We start from the raw sequence: 24,817 nt of genomic DNA, 5'->3' as shown, positions 1-24,817 counted from the left end.
ACTGTCACCTTCATAGGAATTCTTTCTCTTCCGAGATCCAGAGCGGTGATCTCGCCAGGTCGATGAAACGGGCCTCATCCTCAAGCAGCGCCCTGCCCGCCGCCCGGCCTTCTTCCGTTGCACCCCTTTCCTTCATGTCACTGGTGCTCGTAAACCACAGCTCCGCAACACCATCGAACGCCTCGGGGGCGCCGCGGGCGTCAGCGATTCTGGAAAAACCCGAGGATGGGAGGGTGTAACTCTGCACGTAACGCTGTATGCCAAGGGCCCGGGCGTGCTTCTGCACCAGGGGGGCATGGTGGTTGGCCCAGTAATCCCGGAAGTCTTGCGGGGACATCCCCGGTTTTCTACGCAGACAAAAAATCAGCTTCACCATCGGAGCTCTCCTTCTGGCGGATAAGCCCAGCATAGGGAGGTTGTTCCTCCGGTGACTTGCGTCAGGTGGCTAGGGACGTATTTCAGTATCCAATCTTTTCCCGCCGGCCCCGGAAGTCCCCTGTGCAGCCAGTAGGCACAAGAGTGGGTGACACCGGCCTGTTAACTTGAGTTTCGAAGCCGGTCCCTCAGCACCGGCCTTCCCGTGCCCTGCCCCTCATGCCTATAACGGAGCTCGATCATGGCTCTTCAGGAAAGATTCCTGCACAACCGCTGGTATCACAGCACGACTCAGGCCCTGTTTGCAGAGGTCTGCGCCCGTCAACCGGACAAGCCAGCGATTATTTTCGAAGACGAGGAGATCCCGTATCGGACCCTGGGCGATCGGGTCAACCAGCTGTCACAGGGACTGCTGGGACTGGGAGTCGGCAAGGGGGATGTGGTATCCATGCTGCCGAGTCCAACGCCAGAGTTCGCCTGCCTGTACTTTGCGACACTACAGGTGGGTGCGATCATCAATCCCCTGAACCTGCTTTGGGGTGTGAAGGAGTTCCAGGGCGTGTTGCCCCGCAATAATCCCAGGGTGATCGTCACAGTTGATCATTGCGGCAACCGGGATTACATCCAGACACTGAAGAGTTCCATTCCCGATCTTCAGGTTGATGGGGAACGCGTGTCCTCCGGGGCCGTGCCCGGGCTTTCCCATCTGGTCTGTATGAGTCGCCAAGGGCTGCGCCACGATGGATTTCTCGATTTCAGCGAGCTGATGGGACGTGGCGCTGACTGGCAGCAGGATACGTTCGACAGGCTGATCCGGGAAAGCCGGCCCACGGATATCCAGTTCATGTGCCAGACGTCCGGAACCACGGGGCTTTCCAAGAGTGCACTATGGGATCACCGGCCACCATTGGCAACGGCGCATTTCGGAGCCAAGAACCTTTGCTATCAGGAAAGCGATGCCTACATCAATATGAGCCCGTTCTATCACAACAGCGGATTGTTCGGCCTTAACCTCAACCTGACCCTGGCCGGCAGCACTCTTCATCTCATGGAACAGTTCCGGCCCGAGCAGGCTCTGAAGATTATCGACAGGTACAAGGTGACCGCGACCTTCGGCTTTGACTCCCATTGGCAGGGCCTGCTGGGGGCGCCCGGATTTTCCGGCTACGACTTCACCATTTCCAAGGCAGTGCTTGCGGGTGAGCCAAGGAGCTACGACCTGGTGAAGGACATGTGCCCGGAAGGCGCCACCATCAACAACCTCTATGCCCAGACCGAGAACGGCCCGCTGGTGTCACTGGCGGAACATGACTGCATGGATTACCGCATCAGGAAGTACACCCATGGCCGGCCCCTGGCCGGGGTGGAGGTGGTCATCAAGGATCTTGAAACGGGTGGCCGGGTCGTTCAGGGGCAGCCCGGGGAAATCTGCTACCGGAGCCCCTTCCTGTTTCGTGGCTACTATCGACAGGAAGAGGAAACCCGGCAATCCTTCGATGAAGAAGGCTACTTCCACAGTGGCGACTACGGTACCTTCGACAATGGCTACATCACCTTTCTGGGCCGGCTCGGGGGCGTGCTCAAAACCGGCGGGGAAAACGTGTCCACCGTGCGGGTAACCAACCTGCTGCTTGAGATATTCCAGGAGGCGTTCGACGACGCCAAGACCATCGGTGTTCCGGATGAGTACTGGGGTTCGAAGATCGTCGCCTTTGTCAGGCCCCGGACCGGATACGATCTTGGCTCCACCCGGGATATCCGCGAGGCCTGCAAGGGGGTGATGGCGATCTATGAGATACCGCAGGAGTTTCTGGAGTGGAATGGAAACTGGCCGGTAACGCCCGAGGGCAAGATCGACTTCCGTAAACTTGATGAGGAGGCCAGGTCCCGCCTGGGACTGACCGACTGAGGAGCAAAACATGCCGTTGCTGACACCGGAACTCAAGGCAACTATCGGCCGCCAGTTGCCCCCCGCCAGGGCGGAAGTGACCCGCCGGGAAATCTGCAAATACTCGGTGGCAACCGGCCAGCGGCTGCAACGGTTCATTGAAGGGGACGAAGCGCCGCCCATGTTTCTGTTCGGCCTTTTCATGCCCATATTGCCCCGGGCGCAGGTGGGTCACGATGGCCTGCCCCCGGACAGCGGCCTGGTGCCGGAACTTCCTCTCAAACGGGTGATGGCCGGTGGCACCCGGCAGACCTGGTTCCGGGGAATCTACCCCGGCGATGTCCTGGTCTCCCGCCAGACCCTGGTGGATCTTTTCGAGAAAGAAGGCGCACAGGGGCCACTGATTTTTGCGGTGGTTGAAAACTGTGTTGAGACGGAAGCGGGCGCACCGGTGATGACGGAGCGTTCCACACGTATTGCGAGGTGACCATGGTCCTGTCAGAGGTGCACGCGGGCATTGTCCTGCCTGAGAGAACGTTCCGGCCCGACGAGGTGCAGCTGTTCATGTACAACGCGGCGATCTGGAACTCTCATCGTATTCATTATGACCAGCCCTACACAACCGGCGAGGAAGGACATCCCGGAATCGTCATCGACGGGCCGTTGCAGGGGGACTTCCTCACGCAACTGGTCCTTGAATGGGTGGGCGAAGACGCCGCGCTGACCGGCTTCGAGTACAGCAATCGCAAGGCGGCCTATATCGGCGACACTCTTGTCGCACGCGGTCAGGTAACAGAGGTCAGGGAGACCGACAGGGAGGTGGAAGTAGAACTTGCGATCCTGAATGAGTCGGGTGACGTGATCACCCCGGGGAAGGCCCGGATGCGCTTTCATCAATGAGTCGTGGGTTGCCCCGTCAGGCCCTGTCACCAACACAACCACAAGAAATCTCTGGCACTGGGAGAACAGCATGGCATTTCAGCTATCGTCCGACCTCACCTCGGCCTTCAGCCTGGAAGGCAAGGTGGCCCTGATCACCGGCTCCACCATGGGTATTGGCGAGGGCACGGCCAGGGTGCTGGCGCAGGCGGGCGCCCACGTCATTATCAGCAGCCGCAAGCAGGACGAATGTGAGGCCGTGGCTGCCCGCTTCCGGGAGCTGGGGTTGAGTGCCGAAGGGCGAGCATGCCATATCGGCCGCATGGAAGACATTGAAGCCATGGCTGCCTACCTGCAGGAACACGGCGGTCTCGACATCCTGGTCAACAATGCGGTGCTGAGCCCATGGCGAACCATTGAGGACACGGATGTGGGGCTCTTCACCAAAACCGTCGAGGTGGATCTGCGGGGCTACTGGTTCCTGTCGGTGGAGGCCGTCAAGCTGATGCGTCCCAGAGGGGGCGGCAGTATCATCAACCTGGCCTCGGTCGCTGCGCTGCACCCGGACCGGATGCTGAGCCTCTATTCCACACTGAAGACGGCCCTCATCGGCATGAGCCGCTCCTTCGCCCTGGAGTTCGGCGGCGAGGGCATACGCGTCAACACCATCCTCCCGGGGGTAATCCAGACCAAGCTGGCTGAAGCCTTCGACGCGGAAACGAAGAAGCGCATTGTCGAGAAAACCACCGTCAAGCGCCTGGGGGAGCCGGAGGATATTGGCTACTCGGTGTTGTACCTTTGCAGCAGGGCCGGCGCTTACGTCAGCGGCACCAACCTGGTGGTGGACGGCGGGTTTTCTGTCGCGTTGATGTAGTCGCAGGATCGTCGGTTTGACCGAGGCATTGGAGGCGTCGGCGTGGTGGAATGATATTCCTCATCAACAACAAGAGAAAACGGCCATGAGCGTACTTGAGCTGAACGTGAAAGACGGTATCGCTGTCATTACCCTGAACCGCCCGGAGGCAAAAAATGCCATCAACCAGGCGGTTGCCGAAACCATGGACAGGACCCTGGACGAGGTTGAGTCCAGGGATGATGTCCGGGTGGTGGTCCTGACAGGAGCTGGCGGCTCCTTCTGTGCCGGTATGGACCTGAAGGCGTTTGTGGCCGGAGAGAAGGTGGTCACGGATGACAAGGGTTTCGCCGGTTTCGTGCAGGCAAGACTGACCAAGCCGGTCATAGCGGCCATCGAGGGCTATGCCCTGGCCGGTGGTTGCGAGCTGGCTCTCAGTTGCGACCTGATTGTTGCCGCCAACAACGCCAAGTTCGGCCTGCCGGAGGTGAAGCGGGGGCTGACGGCCGGCGCCGGGGGCCTGTTGCGCCTGCCCCGTCAACTGCCGTACCGGGTGGCCATGGAACTCGCCCTGACCGGTGATATGGCGGACGCCCAGCGGATGTATGACCTGGGGCTGATCAATCGGCTGGTCAGTGCGGGTGCAGCCATGGACGGCGCTCTTGAGATGGCTCGCGCCATCGCTGCCAACGCGCCCATGTCCCTCAAGGCGACCAAGGCAGTAATTGCCCGGCAGCAGGACTGGTCCCTGGATGAGATGTTTGACCGCCAGGCCGAGCTGATCGGGCCGGTGATGAGGTCCGAGGATGCCATCGAGGGCTCCCGTGCCTTTGCCGAGAAACGTGCACCGGTCTGGAAGAATCGCTGAGCCTCAGTGACCTGTGGAAAGGCCCGCCGCACTGGCGGGCCTTTCTGGTTCTACTGTCCGGTCACGGGATGTTTCTTCAGCTCCATCCGGCCCAACTGGTTGCGATGCACCTCATCCGGGCCGTCCGCAATCCGCAGGAAACGGGCAACGGCGTAGGCCGCGGCAATGCCGTGATCATTGATCACCCCGGCGCCACCGTGGGCCTGCATCACCCAGTCGATCACCTTGCAGGCCATATTGGGAGCGGCAATCTTGATCATGGCAATCTCGGCCTTCGCCACCTTGTTGCCCACCGTGTCCATCATGTAGGCGGCCTTCAGGGTCAGTAGCCGGGCCTGCTCGATCATGATGCGGGATTCCGCGAGACGTTCCAGGGTAACCGTCTGGGTGGAGACCGGCTGGCCAAAGGTCACCCGCTGCTGGGTACGTATGCACATCTTCTCCAGCATCCGCTCCGCCAGGCCGATCAGTCGCATGCAGTGATGGATGCGGCCGGGCCCCAGGCGGCCCTGGGCAATCTCGAAACCCCTTCCCTCCCCCAGCAGCATATTGTCTGCCGGCACCCGCACATTGTTGAATTTAACCTCGGTGACCCGGTCCAGGGTCTCATAGCCGAATACCGGCAGGGGCCGGACGATCTCCACACCCGCCGCATCTCGGGGCACGATGATCATGGACTGCTGTTTATGGCGATCCGGGTTGTCCGGGTCGGTCTTGCCCATGAAGATGAACAGGGCGCAGCGGGGGTCGGTGGCGCCGGAGCTGAACCACTTGTGACCATTGATCACGTACTCGTCACCATCCCGGCTGATGGAGGACTGGATGTTGGTGGCATCGCTGGACGCCACCGCCGGCTCGGTCATGGCGAAGCAGGAACGGGTCAGGCCCTGCAGTAGCGGTTCCAGCCACTGCTTCTTCTGTTCCTCGGTACCATAACGGGCCAGAACCTCCATATTGCCGGTGTCAGGGGCACTGCAGTTGAACACCTCCGGTGCAAAGGCCACACGGCCCATGATCTCGCACAGGGGCGCGTATTCCAGGTTGGTGAGTCCGGCGCCGTGTTCCGATTCCGGCAGGAACAGATTCCAAAGGCCGGACTCCCGGGCAATCGCCTTGAGCTCTTCCAGCTTGGGCGAAACCCGATAGGGCCCCAGGGCACGGACTTCCTCCAGAACAGCTGCTTCGTTGGGGTAGATGTGCTCGTCCATGAAGGACTGCAGTTGTTCCTGCAGGCCCCGGACCTTGTCTGAGTAATCGAAGTTCATGGGGTTTCCTCGTGATGTGGGTATATGAGGCTGACACCCATTGCTGGGGGTGTCTTGTGTAAGCTGGCTACCAGACCTCTCTCGTCCATTCCGACGATTTTTTAACCAACCATTTGATTGGTCAAGCGCTTGAATCTAACTTTCAGATACCAGCTATGGAAAGGCTTTCTTCAGCCTTTCTTTCCTGAAATGACAAAAACAACCACAAGGAAGCTCACTCATGCTCAACAAACCTGTTTTGAAAGCACTTACCGCGTCGTTACTGATCAGTGGCGTGTCATTCGCCGCCACAGCTCAGGGTGAAACACTTCGATACGCCCTGGGCTATCCGCCGGGGACGGATTCTGCGAAAGCGGCAGAAAATTACGCCGACTGGGTGGAAAAATACTCGGATGGGGAGCTCAAGGTGAAGGTATTTCCCCTGTCACTGCTGAACTTTGCCGAAACCTCCTCGGGCGTGAGGGACGGTATGGCCGACATCGGCTACCTGCTGAGCCCCTATTTTCCGGCGGAATACCCTCACACCAATCTTTTGGCCGAAGCGGCCATGCAGCTGCAACTGTTCGGTGACGAGGTGAAAGGCAAGGAGGGGCCGGCGTATATCGGCGCACTCGCGGAATACGTGTTCTTCCATTGCGAGGAGTGCAATGAGGAGTTCCAGAATCAGAATCAGGTCTTTACCGGCATCGCCTCAAGCTCGAACTACATGCTGAACTGCAGCCAACCGGTCACCACGGTCCAGCAACTGGAGGGCAAGCGGCTCCGCGCAGCCGGCTCTCAGTGGTCACGGTGGGCCGAAAACTTCGGGGCGACGCCGGTAACCCTGTCCGGTAATGAAGCCTTCGAGGCTCTTGAGCAGGGTGTGGTGGACTGCGTCATTATCTCCGCCCCCGACCTGGAAAACCTTGGCATCATTGAGGCCACCACGGACATTACCACCGATGTGCCCGGCGGCGTCTTCGCCGGCGCCGAAATCACCAATACCAACCAGGACACCTGGCAGGGACTGACCGACAGCCAGCGGCAGGCCATGCTTCATGCCGGCGCTCACATTTCCGCCGAAATCCCCTGGGTGTACCACCAGCGGGACGCTGAAGTGCTCGAGCGGGCCCGTTCCGAGCTTGGGATCAACATTCACACCGCATCCGAAGATCTTGTAGAGGCGACACGGGAATTCGTCCGTAACGACATGGACGTGATCGCTCGCTATTACAAGGAAAGACACGGTGTCGAAAACGGTGCCGAGATGCTCAAGGAATTCCGTCCGATCCTGGAAAAATGGGTAAAGCTGGTGCAGGAGGTGGACAGCCAGGACGAACTTGCCGAAATCTATTGGCAGGAAGTCTTCTCCAGGGTGGATCCCGCCACTCACGGCATGTAACAGGATTACCGATTCCCGGGAATACCGCCAGAGGCGACCGGAAGCAGTCCGTTCGCCTCTGTTTCGGGCCCCGTTCACCATTCCCGTTTCTGTCCGTTTCCATAACAGCACCCCACCCGGACCCGGAGTCCGATCGTGGCCTGCCCTGCTGGCATGCAAAGGAGACCAACGAGCATGTACCTGACACAACCCCTTCACAAGGCCCTGATCGAAGCCCCCGACAAGCTTGCCACGGTCTATGGCGGGCGCCGCCATACTTACCGTGAATTTGTCTCCCGGGTTGCCCGGTTGGCGGCGGGCCTCAGGAAACTGGGACTGAAGGAAGGCGACCGGGTGGCTATCCTGAGCCTTAACTCGGACCGCTACGCGGAGGCCATCTACGCCATTTTCTGGGCCGGAGGCGTGATCAACCCGGTGAATATCCGCTGGAGCCCGGCCGAGATCATCTACTCCCTGGACGACTGTGATAGCAGCTTCCTGATCGTGGACGACACCTTCAGCCCCATGGTCGGGCCACTGCGGGAGGGTTCGAAATCCCTGCGCACGGTGATCCACGCTGGTGACAAGGAAACGCCCGCCGATACCCACAGCTTCGAGGCGCTCATCCGGGATAACCGCGAGACCGATGATGCCCTTCGCAGCAACGATGACCTGGCGGCGGTCATGTACACCGGCGGCACCACCGGCAAGCCCAAGGGTGTAATGCTCAGCCACACGAACCTGTTCAGTAATGGCCTGGGCTCCCAGGCCGTTGCCAGCATGCCGCTGCGCTCGGTGACCCTGCACGCCGCACCCACGTTCCACGTGGCCGGTACCGGCCTGATCCTCCAGGCGGTGGCCCGCCACAGCACCAATGTGATCATTCCCATGTTCGAGCCCAGGGCCGTGCTGGAAGCCATCCAGAACGAAAAGGTGATCGAGACCTTCCTGGTACCCACCATGCTGCGCATGGTGCTGGCCCACCCCGAGTTTGACAACTATGACCTCAGCGGCCTGCAGCACATGATGTACGGTGCTTCTCCCATGGACAGCACATTGCTGAACCGGGCCCGGCATGCCATGCCCAAGGCCAGTTTTCTCCAGGCCTATGGCATGACCGAGCTGTCCCCCACCGTCACCATCCTCACCAAGGATTGGCACACCGACGAGGGCTTCAGGAGCGGCAAGATGAATTCCGCCGGCCGCCCCCTGCCCATGGTGGAGATCCGCATCGTCGATGCCGAGGACAAACCGGTTCCCCATGGCACCCGGGGCGAGATCGTGGCCCGCGGCCCGGTGGTCATGCAGGGCTATTGGAACAAGCCGGAGCAGACCGCCCAGGCACTTCGCAATGGCTGGATGCACACCGGCGATGCGGGCTACATGGACGAAGACGGCTTTGTCTACGTGGTGGACCGCATCAAGGACATGATTGTCACCGGCGGCGAGAACGTCTACTCCGCCGAGGTGGAGGAAGCCGTGCTGCAGATGCCCGGAGTGGCCCAATGTGCAGTCATCGGAGTACCGGACGAGGACTGGGGCGAGCGGGTTCATGCCACTGTGGTGCTGCAGGAAGGCACAGAAATGAGCCTGGACGACCTGATGGCTCACTGCAGGACGCTGATCGCCAACTACAAGATCCCCCGCAGCCTGGACGTCCGTGACGAATTGCCGCTGTCACCGGCGGGCAAGCTGCTCAAGTACAAACTGAGGGAGGAACACTGGTCCGACCGGGACCGCAAGGTGAGCTGAACGGTCCCGGTACAACAGATACAACCTGAACAGAGCAAGGCACCATAACAACAATCGAAAGGGAGAACCCAATGACCTACCTGAAAAAACCCCTTGCCGGCTTTATGGCCGGCGCCGTCCTGACCTCACTGGTAGTCGCCGGCAGCGTCGAAGCCCGGGAGCTGAGCTTCGCCTCCGGCGCCACGCCCAACTCCATCGGCTCCAAGAGTATCGATGTGTTCTCCAACGCCCTGGAAGAGCGCAGCGGCGGTGACCTGTCGGTCAAGGCCTACATGCAGTCATTGCTGAGTTTCCTGGAGACGCCTTCGGGGCTGCGGGACGGCATGGCGGACTTTGGCGCGGTTCTCACGCCCTATTTCCAGACCGAGTTTCCCAGCACCATCATGCTGACGGAACTGACCATGCTGCTGGAGCTGGACGATACCTCGGCACGGGAGGCAACCTTTGCCTTCGGCGGTGCCATTTCCGAATACGTCTTCAATAACTGCCCGGAATGCCTGGAGGAATACAGCAACAATAACCAGGTGTTTCTCGGCATTTCCGGTAGCACGCCCTACACCCTGATCTGCAACAAACCTGTTACCACCATGGAAGAGCTCAAGGGCAAACGGGTTCGTGTCGGCGGGCCTCAATGGGCCCGATGGGCCGAATCCATGGGCGCCTCGCCGGTCTCCATGGCAGTGAACGAAGTCTACGAGGGTCTGGGCCAGGGTGTGCTGGACTGCACCGCCCACAACCTGCCTGACCTGACCAATTTCAACTTCATCGAGGTGACCAGTGATGTAACCCTGGGCGTACCCGGTGGCATCTTCGGTGGCATTGCCACCCACATGCACGCGGATGCCTGGAAGAATCTGTCGGTGGAGCACCGCAAGGATGTGCTCTACGCCTCCGCCGCTCTCGCCGCCGAGATTGCCCGCCTTTATGTGAAGGAGCACGAGGAGAACCGGGAGCTGATCAGGGAGATGGACGACATCGCCGTCCACGATGCCGGTGACGAGCTCAAGGCGGCCACCCGCAGCTTTATCGAGAACGACGTCGCCACCATCGCCGAGCGTTACCAGGAGAACCATGACCTGGCCCGGTCTGGGGAAATGATCGCGGGGTTCCGTGACCGGCTCAGCCACTGGCTGGAGCTGGTCCAGGATGTGGAAACCGGGGAAGAGCTGCAACAACTCTACTGGGACGAGGTCTTCTCGAAGGTCGATGTGAATCAGTACGGTATGTAACCAACCTGACAGGCCGGGGCAATAAGCCCCGGCCTGTCAGCATTCACATGGTCCGTAGCTCCTTCTTCAGGATCTTGCCGACGGGATTCCGGGGAATGGCGTCAATCAGCTTCATCTTCTCCGGCAGCTTGTAGACACTCATACCCTGTTCACGGAGGTGGTCATTGATCTCCTCCAGGGTAGGCGGATTGTGGTCGTCAGCGGCCACCACACAGATGCAGACCCGCTCCCCCATGATGTCGTCCGGCTGTGGAATAACGGCGACATCCTGAACCCTGTCGAAGCCCAACACGGCGTTCTCCACCTCCACACTGGAAATATTGAAGCCGCCGCGAATGACCATGTCTTTCTTGCGGTCATAGAAACCCACGTGCCTGTCATCCTGCACGATGAACAGGTCACCGGTACGGAAAAAGCCTTCCTCGGTAAACGCCCGTTCGGTGAGGTCAGGGCGCCGGAAATAACCGGCGAAGAGACCGGGACTGCGGTAGACCAGCTCTCCGATACCGCCGGGTTCGGTAATTTCCTCGTCCCCATCCCCAAGGATTTTCACTTCAACACCATAGATGCCCGAGGGCCATTCAACGCCTTCCCTGCCCCACCAGGGCAGGTGATCCACCCGCATATCCAGCTCCGGCACATCCGCCGGACCCGCTACCAGGCTGGTACCCTCATTCTGGCCCCAGATGTTGACGATATCGATATCCCAGCGCCGCTTGAACTCCTGCATGGACCAGGCTGAAGGCGGCGCCGAACCGGTGGTGATGGTGCGGATACTGGACAGGTCCAGCTGATCCACGTTGGGCAGCTTGGCGATCATGTTGAGCATCGCCGGTACCAGGATGGTGTACTGGATTCTTTCTTCCGTGAGCTGGCGAAGCAGGATCTCCGGGGTGATCGGATGGTGTAGCACCAGGGTACCTGCGGCCGCCAGCCAGGGCACGTAGTTCACCCCCACCGCGGTCATGTTCACCAGGGGCGCCACGCAGAGCATGCGGTCCCCCTTTTCCAACCCGCAGGTGGTGAATACCAGGCTGATGAGGTACTCCCAGTTGTTGTGGCTCATGGGGCAGCCCTTGGGATCCGCCTCGGTACCGGACGTCCAGCACAGGGTGAAGATGTCGTTGGCATCCACCGCCGCGTTGACCGCTTCACCAGGCTCGCCGCGGGCAATTTCCGTCAGTTCACGGAGGCCGATGTAATTCTCGAAACCCAGTTCCTGTCCCAGTGCCTGGTAGTCAAAGCCGTGGAAGGTTTCCGCGGAGATATAGAACCGGGCGCCGGTCATTTCCCTCACGTAGCCCACATCCTTGCGCCGCCACTGCATGGGCAGAGCGGAAAGGAGCCCACCGGCTTTTGCCGCAGCCAGGTAGAGCATGGCCAGTTCCCACACGTTGGGCAACTGCGCTACCACGATGTCATCTTTACCAAACCCCCGTCGCACCAGTTCCGCCGCTGTGGCATCCACGCCCCGGCCGAACTCGGCCCAGGTGAGTCGCTGGGCCGGGGTTCCCACCAGCTCCTCCCTGTTTGGGGGATCCACCACTGCCTCCCGGTCGGGATGGGCCTGGCAGTTGGCCTGGAATCGTTCAAACAGGGTTTTGTGGCCCCAATATCCCTTGCGGGTGTACTCCTCGATCAGCTCAGGTTTGTGCAGAATCACGGCTCAGTTCTCCTGTAGTGTCGGTCTTGTTACTGTCCGGCGTTCACAGACCATGGCCACTCACGTCCACCTTGGAGAAAACTTCCTTCCAATAGAGCTCGGCCAGTGCTTCGCCACTCTCGACGCCATCCACCAGGGACACCCACTTCTCGAGGATTGGCTTGAATGTTTCGATCATCTCGTCCGCACCGTTGACACCGTATTTTTCGGAATAGGTGGAGGCCATGTTGTCCAGATCTTCACGGATGAATTCACGGGTCCGCACCTTCATTTCGTCGCTGGCATCGTGAATATCGATCCGCTCCAGTCTCTCCGCGGTCTTCATATTTTCAACGGCAGCCTCTGCATAGCCCCAGCTCAATTCAGCGGAGAGTACGGCGGAAGCATGCAGCACAGAACTCCGCTGCTGCTCATCCAGGTTCCTCCAGGTGTCCCGGTTCACGGTGTTGCCGACTCCTGCGAAGACCCCGCCAGGAGCGCCGGTGGTAATATCCGACACGACTTCCATCAGCTTGACGATGGTAAGCTCGGGAGCTGAATGGATGGTGCAGTCAACCACGCCCTGACTGAGAGCTTCATAAGTTTCGTGCTGAGGCACTGATACCGGGGATGCGCCCAGGTCTTCCGCCCACCGGGACCATTGCGCACCACCGATCCGCACCCGTTTACCTTCCAGTTCTTCCAGGTTCCGCACGGGGGTGTTGCAGAGGAGCATATAGGGAGAGGTACCGCCGCCGCCAATAAACACCTGGTTCTGTGCCTCGAACTCGCCAGAGCATTCCGGACAATGATTGAACAGATATTCGGACATGGCGCCGGCGTAGGCCAGGCCAGCTGTTTCTGCCGGTGCATCGGTCAGCTCCAGTAACATGGAGATCTCGGCAGCAAGGTTGGTACTGGGAAATTCCGAGGGAAAATAGGGCGTCAACACCAGACCGCTGTCCGCCATCCCATCCCGCACGCCAGAGGGGGTTTCAGAAAAGCTGAGCAGCGATTGGGGGTAGACCTTCACCATGAGTTCACCATCGGAATAATCCTCCATGGCGTCGGCGAAAGCCTTACCCGCCTCTGCCCCGATGGACTGGGGAGGATAACCGGTGGCATAACTGATTGTGCGGGCGTCGGCAACACCGGCTATCAGGAAACCAGTCACCACCAATGGCAGTGCGGTATGAATAAAATGGGGAGTCTTCAGATAACGCATAATAAGCTCCTGATCGTACCGGCTAGAGGGTACGTTTGTTGTTATTTGATTGCTGTCGGTTCGCGGCCAGCCAATACCGACCAGAGTCCAGCTTAGGAAGACGTGAGGAAGAGGGCCTCGTCTGTTCCGACGAGATCATGGCAGCGTCAGGCAACGCAATTTTAAATCGTCGAATCAGACGAGGTCGCAGTTTTTCTGATAAGGGACACTGGGGAAAATCTTCCTGCCACAATCACAATAACGCCAGGAGACGGCCATGCATGGACTGATGCAAGACAAGCCTCTACTCATCTCATCACTCATCGAGCACGCGGCAGCGTTCCACCCGGAAACTGAGATCGTCACCAAGACAGTGGAGGGACCCATTCACCGCTCCAACTACCGGGAGCTGCGGGACCGGTCCAGGCGGGTGGCGAATGCGCTGACCACCCTGGGTGTGGACTTTCAGGACCGGGTCGGCACCCTGGCCTGGAACACCCACCGCCACTACGAGCTGTACTTCGGAGTCTCCGGCAGCGGTGCCATTCTCCATACGGTCAATCCGCGCCTCTTTCCGGAACAGCTGACCTATATCATCAACCACGCCGAGGACAAGGTGCTGTTCTTTGACATCACCTTCGCCGGACTGGTGGAGCAGCTGGCACCGCAGCTGAAGACCGTCGAGGCCTTCATAGCCATGACCGATCGGGACCATATGCCCGAGGTCAACCTGCCCAATCTTCACTGCTATGAGGACCTGGTAGAGGCTGCCAGCGAAGAGTATCAATGGCCTGAGTTCGACGAGCGTACCGCCTCGTCCCTGTGCTACACCTCCGGCACCACGGGCAATCCAAAGGGAGTTCTCTACGGTCATCGCTCGACGGTGCTGCACTCGCTGATGCAGGTAGCACCGGACGCCTTCGAGATCAGCAGCAGGACCACCATGTTGCTGATTGTGCCCATGTTCCACGCTAACGCCTGGGGTGTGCCCTACTCCGCTCCCATGGTGGGCGCCAAAATGGTACTGCCCGGACCGCACCTGGACGGCGAGAATGTCTATAAGCTGATGAAGGAAGAAAGCGTCAGCTTCTCCATGGCGGTGCCCACGGTCTGGCTGATGCTGTTCCAGTACCTGGACGCCCACCCGGACGCCAGCCTTGACAGGCTGAGCCTGACCGGCGTGGGTGTGGGCGGCTCCGCACCCCCGATTGCGATGATCGAACGGTTCCGCAAGTCCGGCATCGACATGGTGCAGGGCTGGGGCATGACGGAGACCAGTCCGCTGGGTGTCATCAACAAGCCCCTGCCCAAGCATGACAGCCTCAGCGATGAGGATAAGGCGAAACTCAAAACCAAGGCTGGCCGCGGTATCTGGGGCGTGGAGATCAAGATCGTCAATGATGACGGGGAGCGCCTGCCCTGGGACGGCAAGACCTCCGGCCACTTCTACGTGAAGGGCCCCTGGATTGCCAGCGGGTATTACCGGCAGGAGGGGGGCAGCAAGCTGGACAGCGAAGGCTTCTTCCCCACCGGCGACATCGGCACCATCGACCCGGACGGCTACCTGCAGCTGGTGGACCGGTCCAAGGACGTGATCAAGTCCGGCGGCGAGTGGATTTCGTCCATTGAACTGGAGAACGCCGCGGCTTCCCATCCCCAGGTAGCAGAGGCCGCGGTTATCGGCATCGCCCACCCCAAGTGGCAGGAGCGTCCGTTACTGATTGTGGTACTCAAGGACAACGCTACCATCGACAAGGAGGATCTGATGGAATTCCTGGAAGAGCAAGTCGCCAAGTGGTGGCTGCCGGACGACATCCTGTTCGTGGACGAACTGCCCCATACGGCTACCGGGAAGTTGCTCAAGACCAAGCTCCGGGAAGAGTTCGGTGATTTCAAACCGGTGACCACCGGCTGACCCCATCTTCCGCCAGCCCTGCTGGCTGGCGGGACTTCCTGATGGTGTAACCTTATGATCGATACTGACTTCATCGGTTTCCGGTTGCCGGTCCACACCCAGCTCGTCGACAAAGGACGCCTGCGCTTCTTTGCAAAGGCCATCGGCGAAACCAACCCGGTTTACCTGGACGAAGACTCGGCAAAGGCGGCTGGCTGGCGATCGCTGCCCGTGCCCCCCACGTTCCTGTTCTGCCTCGACATGGAACGGGACAATCCCTATGACTACATGGTCACGCTGGGCATCGAGCTGGGGAAAGTTCTGCACGGCGAGCAGCAGTTCAGTTACCACCAGGTGGCCTGTGCCGGCGACCGGCTTACCTTTGACTCACGGATCACCGACATCTATCAGAAAAAGGAAGGTGCCATGGAATTCGTGGTCAGGGACACTGCCGTGGTCCGGGAAACCGGCGAGCAGAAACAGGAAAAAGTCGCCGACCTTCGTTCCATCATTATTATCCGCCACAGGTGAAGCCTATGCGTTCTGACGTCGACACCACTTCCCTCAGGGTGGGGGACGAGATCCCGCCCCTGTCCACGCCACCCATTTCGCGCCTGACCCTGGCGCTGTATGCCGGTGCTTCCGGCGACCATAATCCTATTCATGTGGACCTGGACTTCGCCCGCTATCACGGCATGAACGATGTCTTTGCCCATGGCATGCTGGCCTCTGCCTACCTGGGCCGAATGCTCACCAACTGGCTGCCCCAGGATGCCCTGGTGAGTTTTGGCATGCGTTTTGTGGCGATATCCCACGTCCACGACGAACTGAGCTGCAGCGGCCGAATTGCTGAACGCTTCGAGGAAGACGGCGAACACAGAGCACGACTCGAACTCAGTGTGGTCAATCAGCACGGCGAGCCCAAGGTGGTTGGCGATGCCGTGGTACGTCTCGGGCCATAACACCATTTTGGTTCCCGACAGACAGAAACCGGAGATTCAGTCCAATGAGTATCAGCCCGAACTTTTCCACACGCCACGAACAACATTTTGGTGACCGCGTTGTACGCTGCTACCGGGAACGGCCGGCCAGCGTCCTGGATTCTTTTCTGGCATCGGTGGAACGGGCACCGGATGCAGACTGTATTGTCTGTGAGGGCCAACGGCTCAGTTACCGGGAGGTAGCCGACCGGGCCGAGACGATGGCAGCCCAGCTCCGGCACCGGGGCGTTGAACCGGGTGACCGGGTCGGCCTGCTCATCGGTAATGGTATCGAGTTTGTGCTGACCGTGATTGGAATACTTCGGGCGGGGGCCATCATCATGCCTCTGAACATTCGTGAACAGGCGCCGGGGCTGCGCTATATGCTGGAGCATTCCGATGCCCGGGCCGTGGTTTTTGCCGCCGATCAGGGTGGCAAGCTGCCGCCGCCAACTGAACTGCCGGGCCTTCGCCACCGGTTTGTCATCAACGGCGATAACGAGCACAGCGAGCCTTTCGAGAACCTCCTGCAGACCGCTGACATGGGCCTGCCGCTACCGTCCGTGAACGAGGAGGACCCGGCGGTGATCCTGTATACCTCCGGCACGACGGGAACCCCGAAGGGGGTGATCCTGACCCACTTCAACATCATCCACTCTGTGATGCATTTCCAGCACACCATGGGCCTGGGGGATGGCGAACGCACGCTACTGGTAGCCCCGGGCAGCCATGTCACCGGTCTGGTGGCCAATATTTTCACCATGACCCATGTCGCCGGGTGCACTGTGGTGATCCCGGCGTTTGACGCAGTGGAGGCGGTTCGTCTGATTGCGCGGGAGAAAGTCACCCACACAATCATGGTGCCGGCCATGTACAACCTGTGCCTGATGCGCACGAACTTCCGCGACCACGATCTGAGCGCGTTCCGCATCGGCGGCTTTGGTGGCGCGCCCATGCCGGAAAGTACCATCGCCCGGCTAAGGGAACAGTTACCGGACCTGGAGCTGATCAATGCCTACGGCGCCACCGAGACCACCTCCCCGTCCACCTGCCTGCCCCTGGGTGACGCCGGCAACCATGCTGACAGCGTCGGTCGGGTGGTGCCCTGCGGCGATGTCCGCATCATGGACGATCACGGCCGTGAAGTGGCGCCGGGACAATCCGGCGAGTTATGGATCAGCGGTCCCATGGTGGTTCCGGGCTACTGGAACAACCCGGAAGCGAACGCCCGGGAGTTCACTGCCGGCCACTGGCGTTCGGGCGACATCGGATCAATCGATGAGGAAGGCTTTGTGCGGGTCTTTGACCGCAAGAAGGACATGATCAACCGGGGTGGGTACAACATCTACAGCGTGGAACTGGAAAACCTGATCACCGGCCACCCGGCTGTGGTGGAATCTGCAGTAATTCCCCATCCGGACGAGGTTCTGGGGGAGAAGATCCATGTCTTCGTGACGGTGGTTAAAGGCCAGGAACTCACGGAAAACGAGATCCGCCAGTTCTGCCGGGAAAACCTGGCCGACTACAAGACGCCGGATTATGTCACCATCCAGGAAGATCCCCTGCCACGGAATGCCAATGGCAAGCTGGTCAAGGCCGGGCTGAAAGAGCGGATCGCCCGGTAAGGATTTTTTTGCCACGGAATCCACGGAAGGACACGGAAAGAAAAGAAGAAAGAAAAAAGAAAAAATAACTCGGCCACGGACGACACGGACATTGCACGGACGAAAAGACTAAAAAATAAAGAAATCTTTTGTCTTTGTCCGTGTCGTCCGTGACTATCTTTTATCTTTTTTCCGTGTCCTTCCGTGGATTCCGTGGCTAAAACCTCCTCAGGCGTATAGCGATTCAATCACCTCGGTATACTTCTCGTAGATGTTGCTCCGGCGCACCTTCATGGTGGCGGTCACTTCGTCATCGTCGTGGTCCAGCTCCTTGCTCAGCAGGTGGAACCGCTTGACCTGGGCGACCTGGGGCAGCTGGTCGTTGCCGCGGTTAACCTCATCCTGAATCAGGGCCCTCACCCGTTCATGCTCCGTAAGACTGCGGAACGTGGTGTAGGCCAGCCGCTCCTGCTCCGCCCACTTGGCGACGGTGTCGAAGTCGATCTGGATCAGCGCCGACACAAATTTGCGGGCCTCGCCAATGACAATGCATTCCTTGATGTAGGGGCTGGCCTTGATAGTGTTTTCGATTTCGGTGGGAGACAGGTTCTTGCCGCCCGCGGTGATCATGATGTCCTTGAGCCGATCGACGATTCGCAGGTGTTCCCCCTGCCACTCGCCCACGTCACCGGTATGGAGCCAGCCATCCCTGAAGGTGCTGGCCGTGGCCTCGTCATTCTTGTAGTAGCCCTGAAACATGCTGTCGCCCCGCAGCAGGATTTCATTATGTTCCCCCAGTTTCACCTCCACGCCGGCGACCGCTTTGCCCACGGTGCCCATCTGGACATCATTGAGCGGCTGGGCGGTGGCCACCCCGGTACTTTCCGTCTGGCCGTAAACTTCCACCAGGGGTATACCGATGGTGCGGAAGAATTCGAGAATACCCGGTGATATGGGCGCGGCCCCGCTCATGGCGATATGGCAGCGGCGCAGCCCCACATAGTTCTGCAGGGCCCGGAACACCAACCAGTACCAGACCCCGTACCGGACCCGGTCGCTGAAACTCCACCGGTCCTTCGGGCGGTTTGCCAGCGGCCCGCAGGCGGTCATGGCGCGGTTGAACAGGCCCTGCCGGATCCGGCCGGTTTCCTGGATCTTGATGTAGATGGACGAGTGCAGCTTCTCCCAGATACGGGGCACCCCGAGGAAGAGGGTCGGCGCGATTTCCCGCAGGTCTTCCTGCACCGTGCGCAGGCTCTCGCCGAAGCTGACGGTACTGCCCGCGTAGACCGGTCCCATGTTGGTAAAAGCCTGTTCCGCCACATGGCACAGCGGCAGGTAGGACAGGCTGGTGTCGTGCTCATCGATATCCATCAGTTCGATCAGGCCCGGCACCGCGGCATGCAGGTTGCGCCAGGATATCATGGCGCCCTTGGGCCGGCCGGTGGATCCCGAGGTGTAGATCATCAGCGCGGTTTCGTCCATATCCTGCTGATCCAGCAGCTGGTCCACGATACCCGGATGCTCGCTCTCATAGGCAGCACCCATGGCCTCCACCCTGTCGAATACGGTGGGAGGGTCCGGATAATGGCGCAGTCCCTTCATGTCGATGACGATGTTGTGCCTGAGATGAGGCAGCTGGGGCCAGGCCTCCAGAACCTTGTCGGTCTGCTCCTGGTCTTCGCAGATCACCATGGTGGAATCACTGTGTTCCAGCACATAGGCCACTTCGTTCCAGGGGCTTGTGGGATAGACACCGACACAGATGCCTCTCACCATGCCGATGCCCATCTGGGCGATGACCCACTCCACCCGGTTCTCGGAAATAATGGCAACGTGGCCACCGGGCTCGAGTCCCATGGCCCTGAGTCCCAGACCGAAGTGCCGGGCCCGGCGATAGTAGCTCTGCCAGTCAAAGGCCTGCCAGATGCCGAAATCCTTCTGGCGCAGGGCCAGTTCCCGTGGCCGGCGGCGGGCATGCTCCCGCAGCATCTGCGGCAGGGTCAGTCGGGGAATTGCGGGTGCAGTCATGACAGCCACCGTTTACGACGTTTGTAATGTTTGATCTCCCGGTAGCTGCGGGCCTCTCCGTCCTGGCCTCCCACACCGAGATAGAACTCCCGCACATCCTCGTTGGCGGTAAGCTTTTCCGCCGGCCCGTCGATCACGATCTTGCCGTTTTCCATGATGTAGCCGTAGGAGGCAATCGCAAGGGACACTGCGGCATTCTGCTCCACCAGCAGGATCGCCGTGCCCTGTTCCCGGTTGATACGAGCCACGATTTCGAAAATTTCCTCCACCAGCAGGGGCGCCAGCCCCAGGGAGGGCTCGTCGAGCATGATCAGCTCCGGCCTGGCAATCAGCGCCCGCCCCAACGCAAGCATCTGCTGTTCACCACCGGAGAGGTAGCCTGCCAGCTGCCGCCGACGCTCCCGCAACCGGGGGAAATAGTCATAGACCAGTTCATATCCCCGTGAACGTGCGTCTTCGCGGCCACTCAGCGCGTAGGTGGCGGCCACCAGGTTTTCCTCAACGGTAAGGTCCTCGAACACCCTCCGCCCTTCCATTACATGGAAGAGCCCCTCCCGCACCAGCTTCTCCGGTGGCCGGTTTTTCAGACTCTGGCCCTTGAAGCGGATATCGCCGGCGGTCACCTCTCCATCCTCAAGGGCGAGCAGGCCGGAGACGCTTTTCAGGGTGGTGGACTTGCCGGCCCCGTTGGACCCCAGCAGTGCCACAATGGCACCGCGGGGAACCGTCAGGGACAGGCCCCGCAGGACCTGTACCGTCTTGTTGTAGACCACCTCGATATTTTCGATTTCCAGAACAGCGTCCATGGCGGCCTCAGTCGAGGTGAATCCAGTCGGACACCGGCTCATAGCGGCCCTCGGCGGCATTGACCCGCCAGATACGGCCTACCGGGAACGACATGTCTTTCACCGTGACCGGAATACCCATGATGCCGCCGGTGTCCCAGTCCTTGATGGAGGCCAGAGCCTCGGCCATGTTGTCGCCGGTGAGCTCCTTGCCGGCATCCAGGGTACGCTGGATGACCTCGGTCCATACCATGGCGTTGAACCAGGCCTGGATGTAGGCCGTGGGCCGGTACCCGGCTTCCGGGTCGCTCTTTTCAGCCTGGGCCCTCAGGGCGTCCAGCATGGGACCGCTCTCTTCGGCGTCATAATAGTTGTAGGGCATGATGCCCATGTAGCCGTCGGCGTCCTTGCCCATCTTGTCGATGATCAGCTTGTCGGACGACCAGAATGTGCCCATGAACTTGGTGTCCAGGCCCATCTGGCGCATCTGCACCATGAACTCGTTGATGGGTGACAGTACATAACCGTGGAAGACCACGTAGTCCGGGCGGACCCGGCGCAGCTTCAGTACTTCGGCGGACACGTCGACACTGCCGGGCTTGGTGACGATTTCCTCAACCACGTCGATGCCCAGTTCGGCAGCCCGGGCCTTGCTGTTCTCGATGGGGTCCTTTCCGAACTCGGTGTCGCTGTAGACAAAGGCCACGGTCGGCATGTCACCGCCCTCACCCTCGCTGGCGATGTACTCCAGAATGATGCCGAACATCTGGCTGTAGCTGGGGCCGGGGATGAACTGGTAGGGGTATTGTTCGTTGTCGGTCAGGGCGGTGGCGAAAGATGCACCACTCATCAGCATGGAATTCATGCTGTTGAGTTCGGAGGCAATGGACTTCATGAACCCTGTACTGTCACCGTAATAGACTGGCGGGGAATAACTGCCGGTGATCTTCTTGAAGGCCGCCACGGATCGGTCCACCTCATAGGCGGTGTCTTCCATGACATACTGGACCGGACGACCATCAATACCACCCTGGCTGTTGATCCAGTCGGTGTAGTCCGTCAGTCCCGCATGGCCATGTATGCCGGCAAAGGCAAACACACCGGAGAGGGGAATGGAGCCCCCGAAGACAATCGGCTCCTTGTCCTGGGCCAGGGCCGGTGCGGCCAGTCCCAGGGCGGTGACCAGGCTGCCGATACCGGCCAGCTGGCGACCCTTTTGCATCAGTTGGTTGAACATGGGCCTTCTCCTTGCTTTTTGTTGGTGTTGTCGGGTCTTTGTGTCCGCCGCTGCTGTCAGCTGCGGAATGGCCACAGGTGGAAGAACCGGCGCACGCGACGCCAGATCTCTGCCAGCCCGTGGGGCTCGAAAATAAGGAAACCCACGATGAGGGCGCCAAAAATAATCTCCAGCATGGGTGACATGAACACCGGCGCGTTGGGGAAAAACGGGGTCAGCGCAGCGGTCAGCAATTTCAGTGCTTCCGGCACCAGGGTCATGAACGCCGCGCCCAGGATACCCCCCAGCAGGTTGCCCATGCCGCCGACGATCACTGCCGCCAGATAGAAGATGGACATGGTCAGCGGGAAGCTCTCCGGTGTCACCACACGATAGAAGTAGGCGAACAGCCCCCCGGCGACCCCCGCGTAGAAGGAGCTCAGGGCAAAGGACATCAGCTTGTACCTGAGCAGGGGGATACCCAGGATCTCCGCCGAGATATCCCGGTCGCGAATGGCGATGAAGGCCCGGCCGATGCGGGTTCGGAACAGGTTCCTGGCGGCGAGGACCGCCAGTACCGCCAGCGGAACAATGAGAAAGTACATGGCGAAATCGCTGCGGAAGGTCACCCCGAACAGATGGGCCGGCTCCAGGCTGAGCCCCTCCATGCCACCGGTGACACTTTCCCACTCGGCGAAGATAAAGTGCAGGAAGACACTGGCCGCCAGGGTCGCAATGGCCAGATACAGTCCCTTTACCCTCAGTGAGGGCAAACCCACAAGAAAACCCACCGCGGCGGCCATCAAACCCGCCAGCAGCAGGGTAATGGGGAACGGCAGCCCGGTGTTGGTGGACAGCCACGCCACGGTGTAGGCACCCACGCCCATGAAGCCCGCCTGGCCGAGGGAGATCAGGCCCGTAAAGCCGGTCAGGATATTCAGGCCGGTGGTACTGATGACCGCGATGCCCACCAGGCACCCCAGGTACAGCAGGTAGGAATTGGCCAGCAATGGAAAAATCAGGAGTCCCAGCAGCAGGATACTGAACCAGAACTTCTGGGTCGAAGTTGTCCAGATGGCCTCGTCGGCCACGTAGGTCTGTTTGGCGTCACCAATACGCATCTTACACTCGCTCTATTTCATGGGTGCCGAACAGGCCATAGGGCTTGAACACCAGAATCACCGCCAGCACCGCGAAGGTGGCGGGCATCCGGTATTCCCCCCCCAGATAGGCGCCAGCAACGGTCTCGAGCCAGCCAATAAACACACCGGCAACCAGGGCCCCGAGAATGCTGTCCAGGCCACCCACAATCACCACCACCAGCACACTCAGACCGATAATGCCGAATTGCGGACTCAGGCCTCCGGTGGCAGCCACCAGGATGCCGGCGACGGACGCCGCCAGGGAGCCGAATACCCAGGCCAGGTTGAATACCCGGCGCACGTTGATACCCATGGAATAGGCAGCGGCCTGGTCCGACGCCGTTGCCCGCAAGGCCACCCCGCCCCGGGAGAAGCGGAAATAGAGCAGGTAGATCACCAGCACGGCCATTCCGATCAGGAAACCGTAGGCAATCTTGGGGGCCAGGTAGAGTTCGCCGATGAACACGGGTTGCCGCGGCAGGAAGGAGGGCAACAGTTGCGGGTCGGCGGTCCAGATCAGCTCCACCAGGCCCACCAGGATACTGGCAATACCGATGGTGACCATGACCACGGCAATGGGGGACTCCCCCAGCATCGGGCGGATCATGGTCTTCTCGATCACCCCGCCAAGCAGGGCGCCACCGAGCACCGCCAGCGGCACCGCCACCCAGGGCGACATTTCCATGCCGCCGGCAAACGCCAGGAAAAGGTAGGCGGCGAACATCATGATTTCGCCGATGGCAAAGTTGATGACCCGGGTGGCCTTGTAGATGATCACGAAGCCCAGGGCGATCAGTGCGTAAAGCCCGCCCATGGCCAGTCCGGCCAGGCTGATTTCACCGAAAAACAGCCAGTCCATCAGGCGGCCTCCCGATTCGGGTTCAGCTTCCTGCGCAGGCTCTCGATGTCGCTGTTGCCCAGATAGGCCTTGATCACGTCCGGGTTCTTCTGCACCGTTCCGGGGTCACCTTCAGCAATGACCTTGCCGAAATTGAGCACGGCAATATGATCGGAGATGTCCATCACCATGCCCATATCGTGTTCCACCATGAGGATGGTGATGCCCCACTCTTCCCGTATGTCCAGGATGAAGCGGGCCATGTCCTCCTTCTCTTCCCGGTTCATGCCGGCAACCGGCTCGTCCAGCATCAGCACTTCGGGCTTCATGGCCAGGGCCCGGGCCAGTTCGACCCGCTTCTGCAGGCCGTAAGGAAGATTGGCTACCGGCTGCCGTCGGATATGGTCGATTTCCAGGAAATCGATGATGCGGCGTTCCACCTCCTCCCGCACCGCCATTTCCTCCCGGCGCGCCCGGCCGAAATAGACGAGGGAGCCAAGCAGACCGGTCTTCATATGGACATGGGCACCAAGCTTGATGTTGTCCAGTACCGTCATGCCCCTGAACAGGGCGATGTTCTGGAAGGTGCGGGCCAGACCAAGGCCGGCGCGTTTGGGCGGCCGGAGGCCATCCAGGGGCTTGCCCTGGTAAGTGATGCGACCCTGCTGGGGCTTGTAGAAGCCTGAAATACAGTTGAACAGGGAAGTCTTGCCGGCACCGTTGGGACCAATAATGGTGGTGATGGTGTCCTTGGGAACCCGCAGACTGACATCCTCGAGGGCCTTGACGCCACCAAAGGACAGCGACAGCTGGTCGATTTCCAGTATGTTCACAATGCCTCCATGGTCTGATCCGCCGGCACATTCCAGCTATCGCGCCGAGCGAGCCACCACCGGAAGCGGATCATTAGTTGTTGTTTTTATCTTTCAGGTAGATTGATTGGGGAACTACCGGAAAAAATCGTCCATTCCGACGATATTATTCCGGGCTCCCTGGGCGGTTTTTCCGGTTG

The 24,817-nt window shown here is 60.1% G+C and carries 22 protein-coding genes; 12 read left to right on the top strand and 10 right to left on the bottom strand.

Going from position 1 to position 24,817, the window contains the following annotated elements; genetic code table 11:
- Positions 1-10: 10 nt before the first annotated feature.
- Positions 11-376 carry an EthD domain-containing protein gene (locus BM346_RS12425; protein ID WP_092012940.1) on the bottom strand — a complete coding sequence of 122 codons (366 nt, stop codon included), beginning with the start codon at positions 374-376 and terminating at the stop codon, positions 11-13.
- A 240-nt stretch (positions 377-616) separates the two neighbouring features.
- Between BM346_RS12425 and BM346_RS12420 the strand changes: the two genes are divergently transcribed.
- The 5 genes from BM346_RS12420 (at position 617) to BM346_RS12400 (ending at position 4,863) form a co-directional block, all read left to right on the top strand.
- The gene (locus tag BM346_RS12420; protein WP_092012937.1) at positions 617-2,284 is read left to right on the top strand and encodes a class I adenylate-forming enzyme family protein; all 1,668 of its coding nucleotides are present in this window, start codon (positions 617-619) and stop codon (positions 2,282-2,284) included.
- Between the two features lie 10 nt (positions 2,285-2,294).
- Positions 2,295-2,750 (top strand): FAS1-like dehydratase domain-containing protein, encoded by a 456-nt coding sequence (locus BM346_RS12415; RefSeq protein WP_092012935.1) that lies wholly within the window; start codon positions 2,295-2,297, stop codon positions 2,748-2,750.
- Positions 2,751-2,752: 2 nt separating this feature from the next.
- Positions 2,753-3,163 (top strand): hotdog family protein, encoded by a 411-nt coding sequence (locus BM346_RS18485; RefSeq protein WP_092012932.1) that lies wholly within the window; start codon positions 2,753-2,755, stop codon positions 3,161-3,163.
- A gap of 70 nt (positions 3,164-3,233) precedes the next feature.
- Entirely contained in the window at positions 3,234-4,016 is a 783-nt protein-coding gene (locus tag BM346_RS12405; protein WP_092012929.1) for a glucose 1-dehydrogenase, read from the top strand.
- A gap of 85 nt (positions 4,017-4,101) precedes the next feature.
- A complete protein-coding gene (locus BM346_RS12400; protein ID WP_092012926.1) occupies positions 4,102-4,863 on the top strand; it encodes a crotonase/enoyl-CoA hydratase family protein in 762 nt (253 codons plus the stop codon).
- A gap of 50 nt (positions 4,864-4,913) precedes the next feature.
- Here the strand turns inward: BM346_RS12400 and BM346_RS12395 are convergent, their stop codons facing one another.
- Positions 4,914-6,128: an acyl-CoA dehydrogenase family protein gene (locus BM346_RS12395; RefSeq protein ID WP_092012923.1), complete on the bottom strand. Its 1,215-nt coding sequence runs from the start codon at positions 6,126-6,128 to the stop codon at positions 4,914-4,916.
- Between the two features lie 220 nt (positions 6,129-6,348).
- Here BM346_RS12395 and BM346_RS12390 point away from each other — a divergent pair, with 220 nt between their 5' ends.
- The 3 genes from BM346_RS12390 (at position 6,349) to BM346_RS12380 (ending at position 10,469) form a co-directional block, all read left to right on the top strand.
- On the top strand, positions 6,349-7,509 hold the full coding sequence (locus BM346_RS12390; RefSeq protein WP_092012920.1) for a C4-dicarboxylate TRAP transporter substrate-binding protein: 1,161 nt from the start codon (positions 6,349-6,351) through the stop codon (positions 7,507-7,509).
- A gap of 174 nt (positions 7,510-7,683) precedes the next feature.
- A complete protein-coding gene (locus BM346_RS12385) occupies positions 7,684-9,240 on the top strand; it encodes a long-chain-fatty-acid--CoA ligase (protein ID WP_092012917.1) in 1,557 nt (518 codons plus the stop codon).
- 71 nt (positions 9,241-9,311) lie between these two features.
- Positions 9,312-10,469 carry a C4-dicarboxylate TRAP transporter substrate-binding protein gene (locus BM346_RS12380; RefSeq protein WP_092012915.1) on the top strand — a complete coding sequence of 386 codons (1,158 nt, stop codon included), beginning with the start codon at positions 9,312-9,314 and terminating at the stop codon, positions 10,467-10,469.
- Between the two features lie 43 nt (positions 10,470-10,512).
- On the opposite strand, the gene BM346_RS12375 is transcribed toward BM346_RS12380, so the two are convergent.
- Entirely contained in the window at positions 10,513-12,132 is a 1,620-nt protein-coding gene (locus BM346_RS12375; RefSeq protein WP_092012911.1) for a class I adenylate-forming enzyme family protein, read from the bottom strand.
- A gap of 43 nt (positions 12,133-12,175) precedes the next feature.
- A complete protein-coding gene (locus tag BM346_RS12370) occupies positions 12,176-13,336 on the bottom strand; it encodes a C4-dicarboxylate TRAP transporter substrate-binding protein (RefSeq protein WP_092012908.1) in 1,161 nt (386 codons plus the stop codon).
- Between the two features lie 256 nt (positions 13,337-13,592).
- Here BM346_RS12370 and BM346_RS12365 point away from each other — a divergent pair, with 256 nt between their 5' ends.
- From BM346_RS12365 to BM346_RS12350, 4 genes are read left to right on the top strand one after another with little or no spacing between them, the layout of a single operon-like run.
- Positions 13,593-15,230 carry a long-chain-fatty-acid--CoA ligase gene (locus BM346_RS12365; protein ID WP_092012905.1) on the top strand — a complete coding sequence of 546 codons (1,638 nt, stop codon included), beginning with the start codon at positions 13,593-13,595 and terminating at the stop codon, positions 15,228-15,230.
- A gap of 54 nt (positions 15,231-15,284) precedes the next feature.
- Positions 15,285-15,740: a MaoC family dehydratase N-terminal domain-containing protein gene (locus BM346_RS12360; RefSeq protein ID WP_092012902.1), complete on the top strand. Its 456-nt coding sequence runs from the start codon at positions 15,285-15,287 to the stop codon at positions 15,738-15,740.
- Positions 15,741-15,745: 5 nt separating this feature from the next.
- Complete coding sequence (locus BM346_RS12355) at positions 15,746-16,171, top strand: MaoC family dehydratase (protein ID WP_092012899.1); 426 nt, start codon at positions 15,746-15,748, stop codon at positions 16,169-16,171.
- A 44-nt stretch (positions 16,172-16,215) separates the two neighbouring features.
- A complete protein-coding gene (locus tag BM346_RS12350) occupies positions 16,216-17,814 on the top strand; it encodes a class I adenylate-forming enzyme family protein (protein ID WP_092012896.1) in 1,599 nt (532 codons plus the stop codon).
- 207 nt (positions 17,815-18,021) lie between these two features.
- Here BM346_RS12350 and BM346_RS12345 read toward each other — a convergent pair whose 3' ends face one another.
- Genes BM346_RS12345 through BM346_RS12320 form a run of 6 tightly spaced genes read right to left on the bottom strand, consistent with a single transcriptional unit; the run spans position 18,022 to position 24,638 of the window.
- Positions 18,022-19,824, bottom strand: a complete 1,803-nt coding sequence (locus BM346_RS12345; RefSeq protein ID WP_092012894.1) for an AMP-dependent synthetase/ligase — start codon at positions 19,822-19,824, stop codon at positions 18,022-18,024.
- Positions 19,821-20,630 carry an ABC transporter ATP-binding protein gene (locus BM346_RS12340; protein WP_092012891.1) on the bottom strand — a complete coding sequence of 270 codons (810 nt, stop codon included), beginning with the start codon at positions 20,628-20,630 and terminating at the stop codon, positions 19,821-19,823. Before BM346_RS12340 ends, BM346_RS12345 begins: the two co-directional genes overlap by 4 nt.
- A gap of 7 nt (positions 20,631-20,637) precedes the next feature.
- Positions 20,638-21,846 (bottom strand): ABC transporter substrate-binding protein, encoded by a 1,209-nt coding sequence (locus tag BM346_RS12335; RefSeq protein WP_092012889.1) that lies wholly within the window; start codon positions 21,844-21,846, stop codon positions 20,638-20,640.
- 56 nt (positions 21,847-21,902) lie between these two features.
- The gene (locus BM346_RS12330; protein WP_092012886.1) at positions 21,903-22,946 is read right to left on the bottom strand and encodes a branched-chain amino acid ABC transporter permease; all 1,044 of its coding nucleotides are present in this window, start codon (positions 22,944-22,946) and stop codon (positions 21,903-21,905) included.
- A gap of 1 nt (position 22,947) precedes the next feature.
- Positions 22,948-23,826: a branched-chain amino acid ABC transporter permease gene (locus tag BM346_RS12325; protein ID WP_092012883.1), complete on the bottom strand. Its 879-nt coding sequence runs from the start codon at positions 23,824-23,826 to the stop codon at positions 22,948-22,950.
- Positions 23,826-24,638: an ABC transporter ATP-binding protein gene (locus BM346_RS12320; RefSeq protein ID WP_092012881.1), complete on the bottom strand. Its 813-nt coding sequence runs from the start codon at positions 24,636-24,638 to the stop codon at positions 23,826-23,828. The genes BM346_RS12325 and BM346_RS12320 overlap by 1 nt, the downstream gene beginning before the upstream one ends.
- Positions 24,639-24,817: the final 179 nt, after the last annotated feature.

It is taken from the genome of Marinobacter daqiaonensis, assembly GCF_900115285.1.
In the GTDB taxonomy this organism is placed as follows: Bacteria; Pseudomonadota; Gammaproteobacteria; order Pseudomonadales; family Oleiphilaceae; genus Marinobacter; species Marinobacter daqiaonensis.
This window is presented reverse-complemented; position numbering and strand designations above follow the sequence as displayed.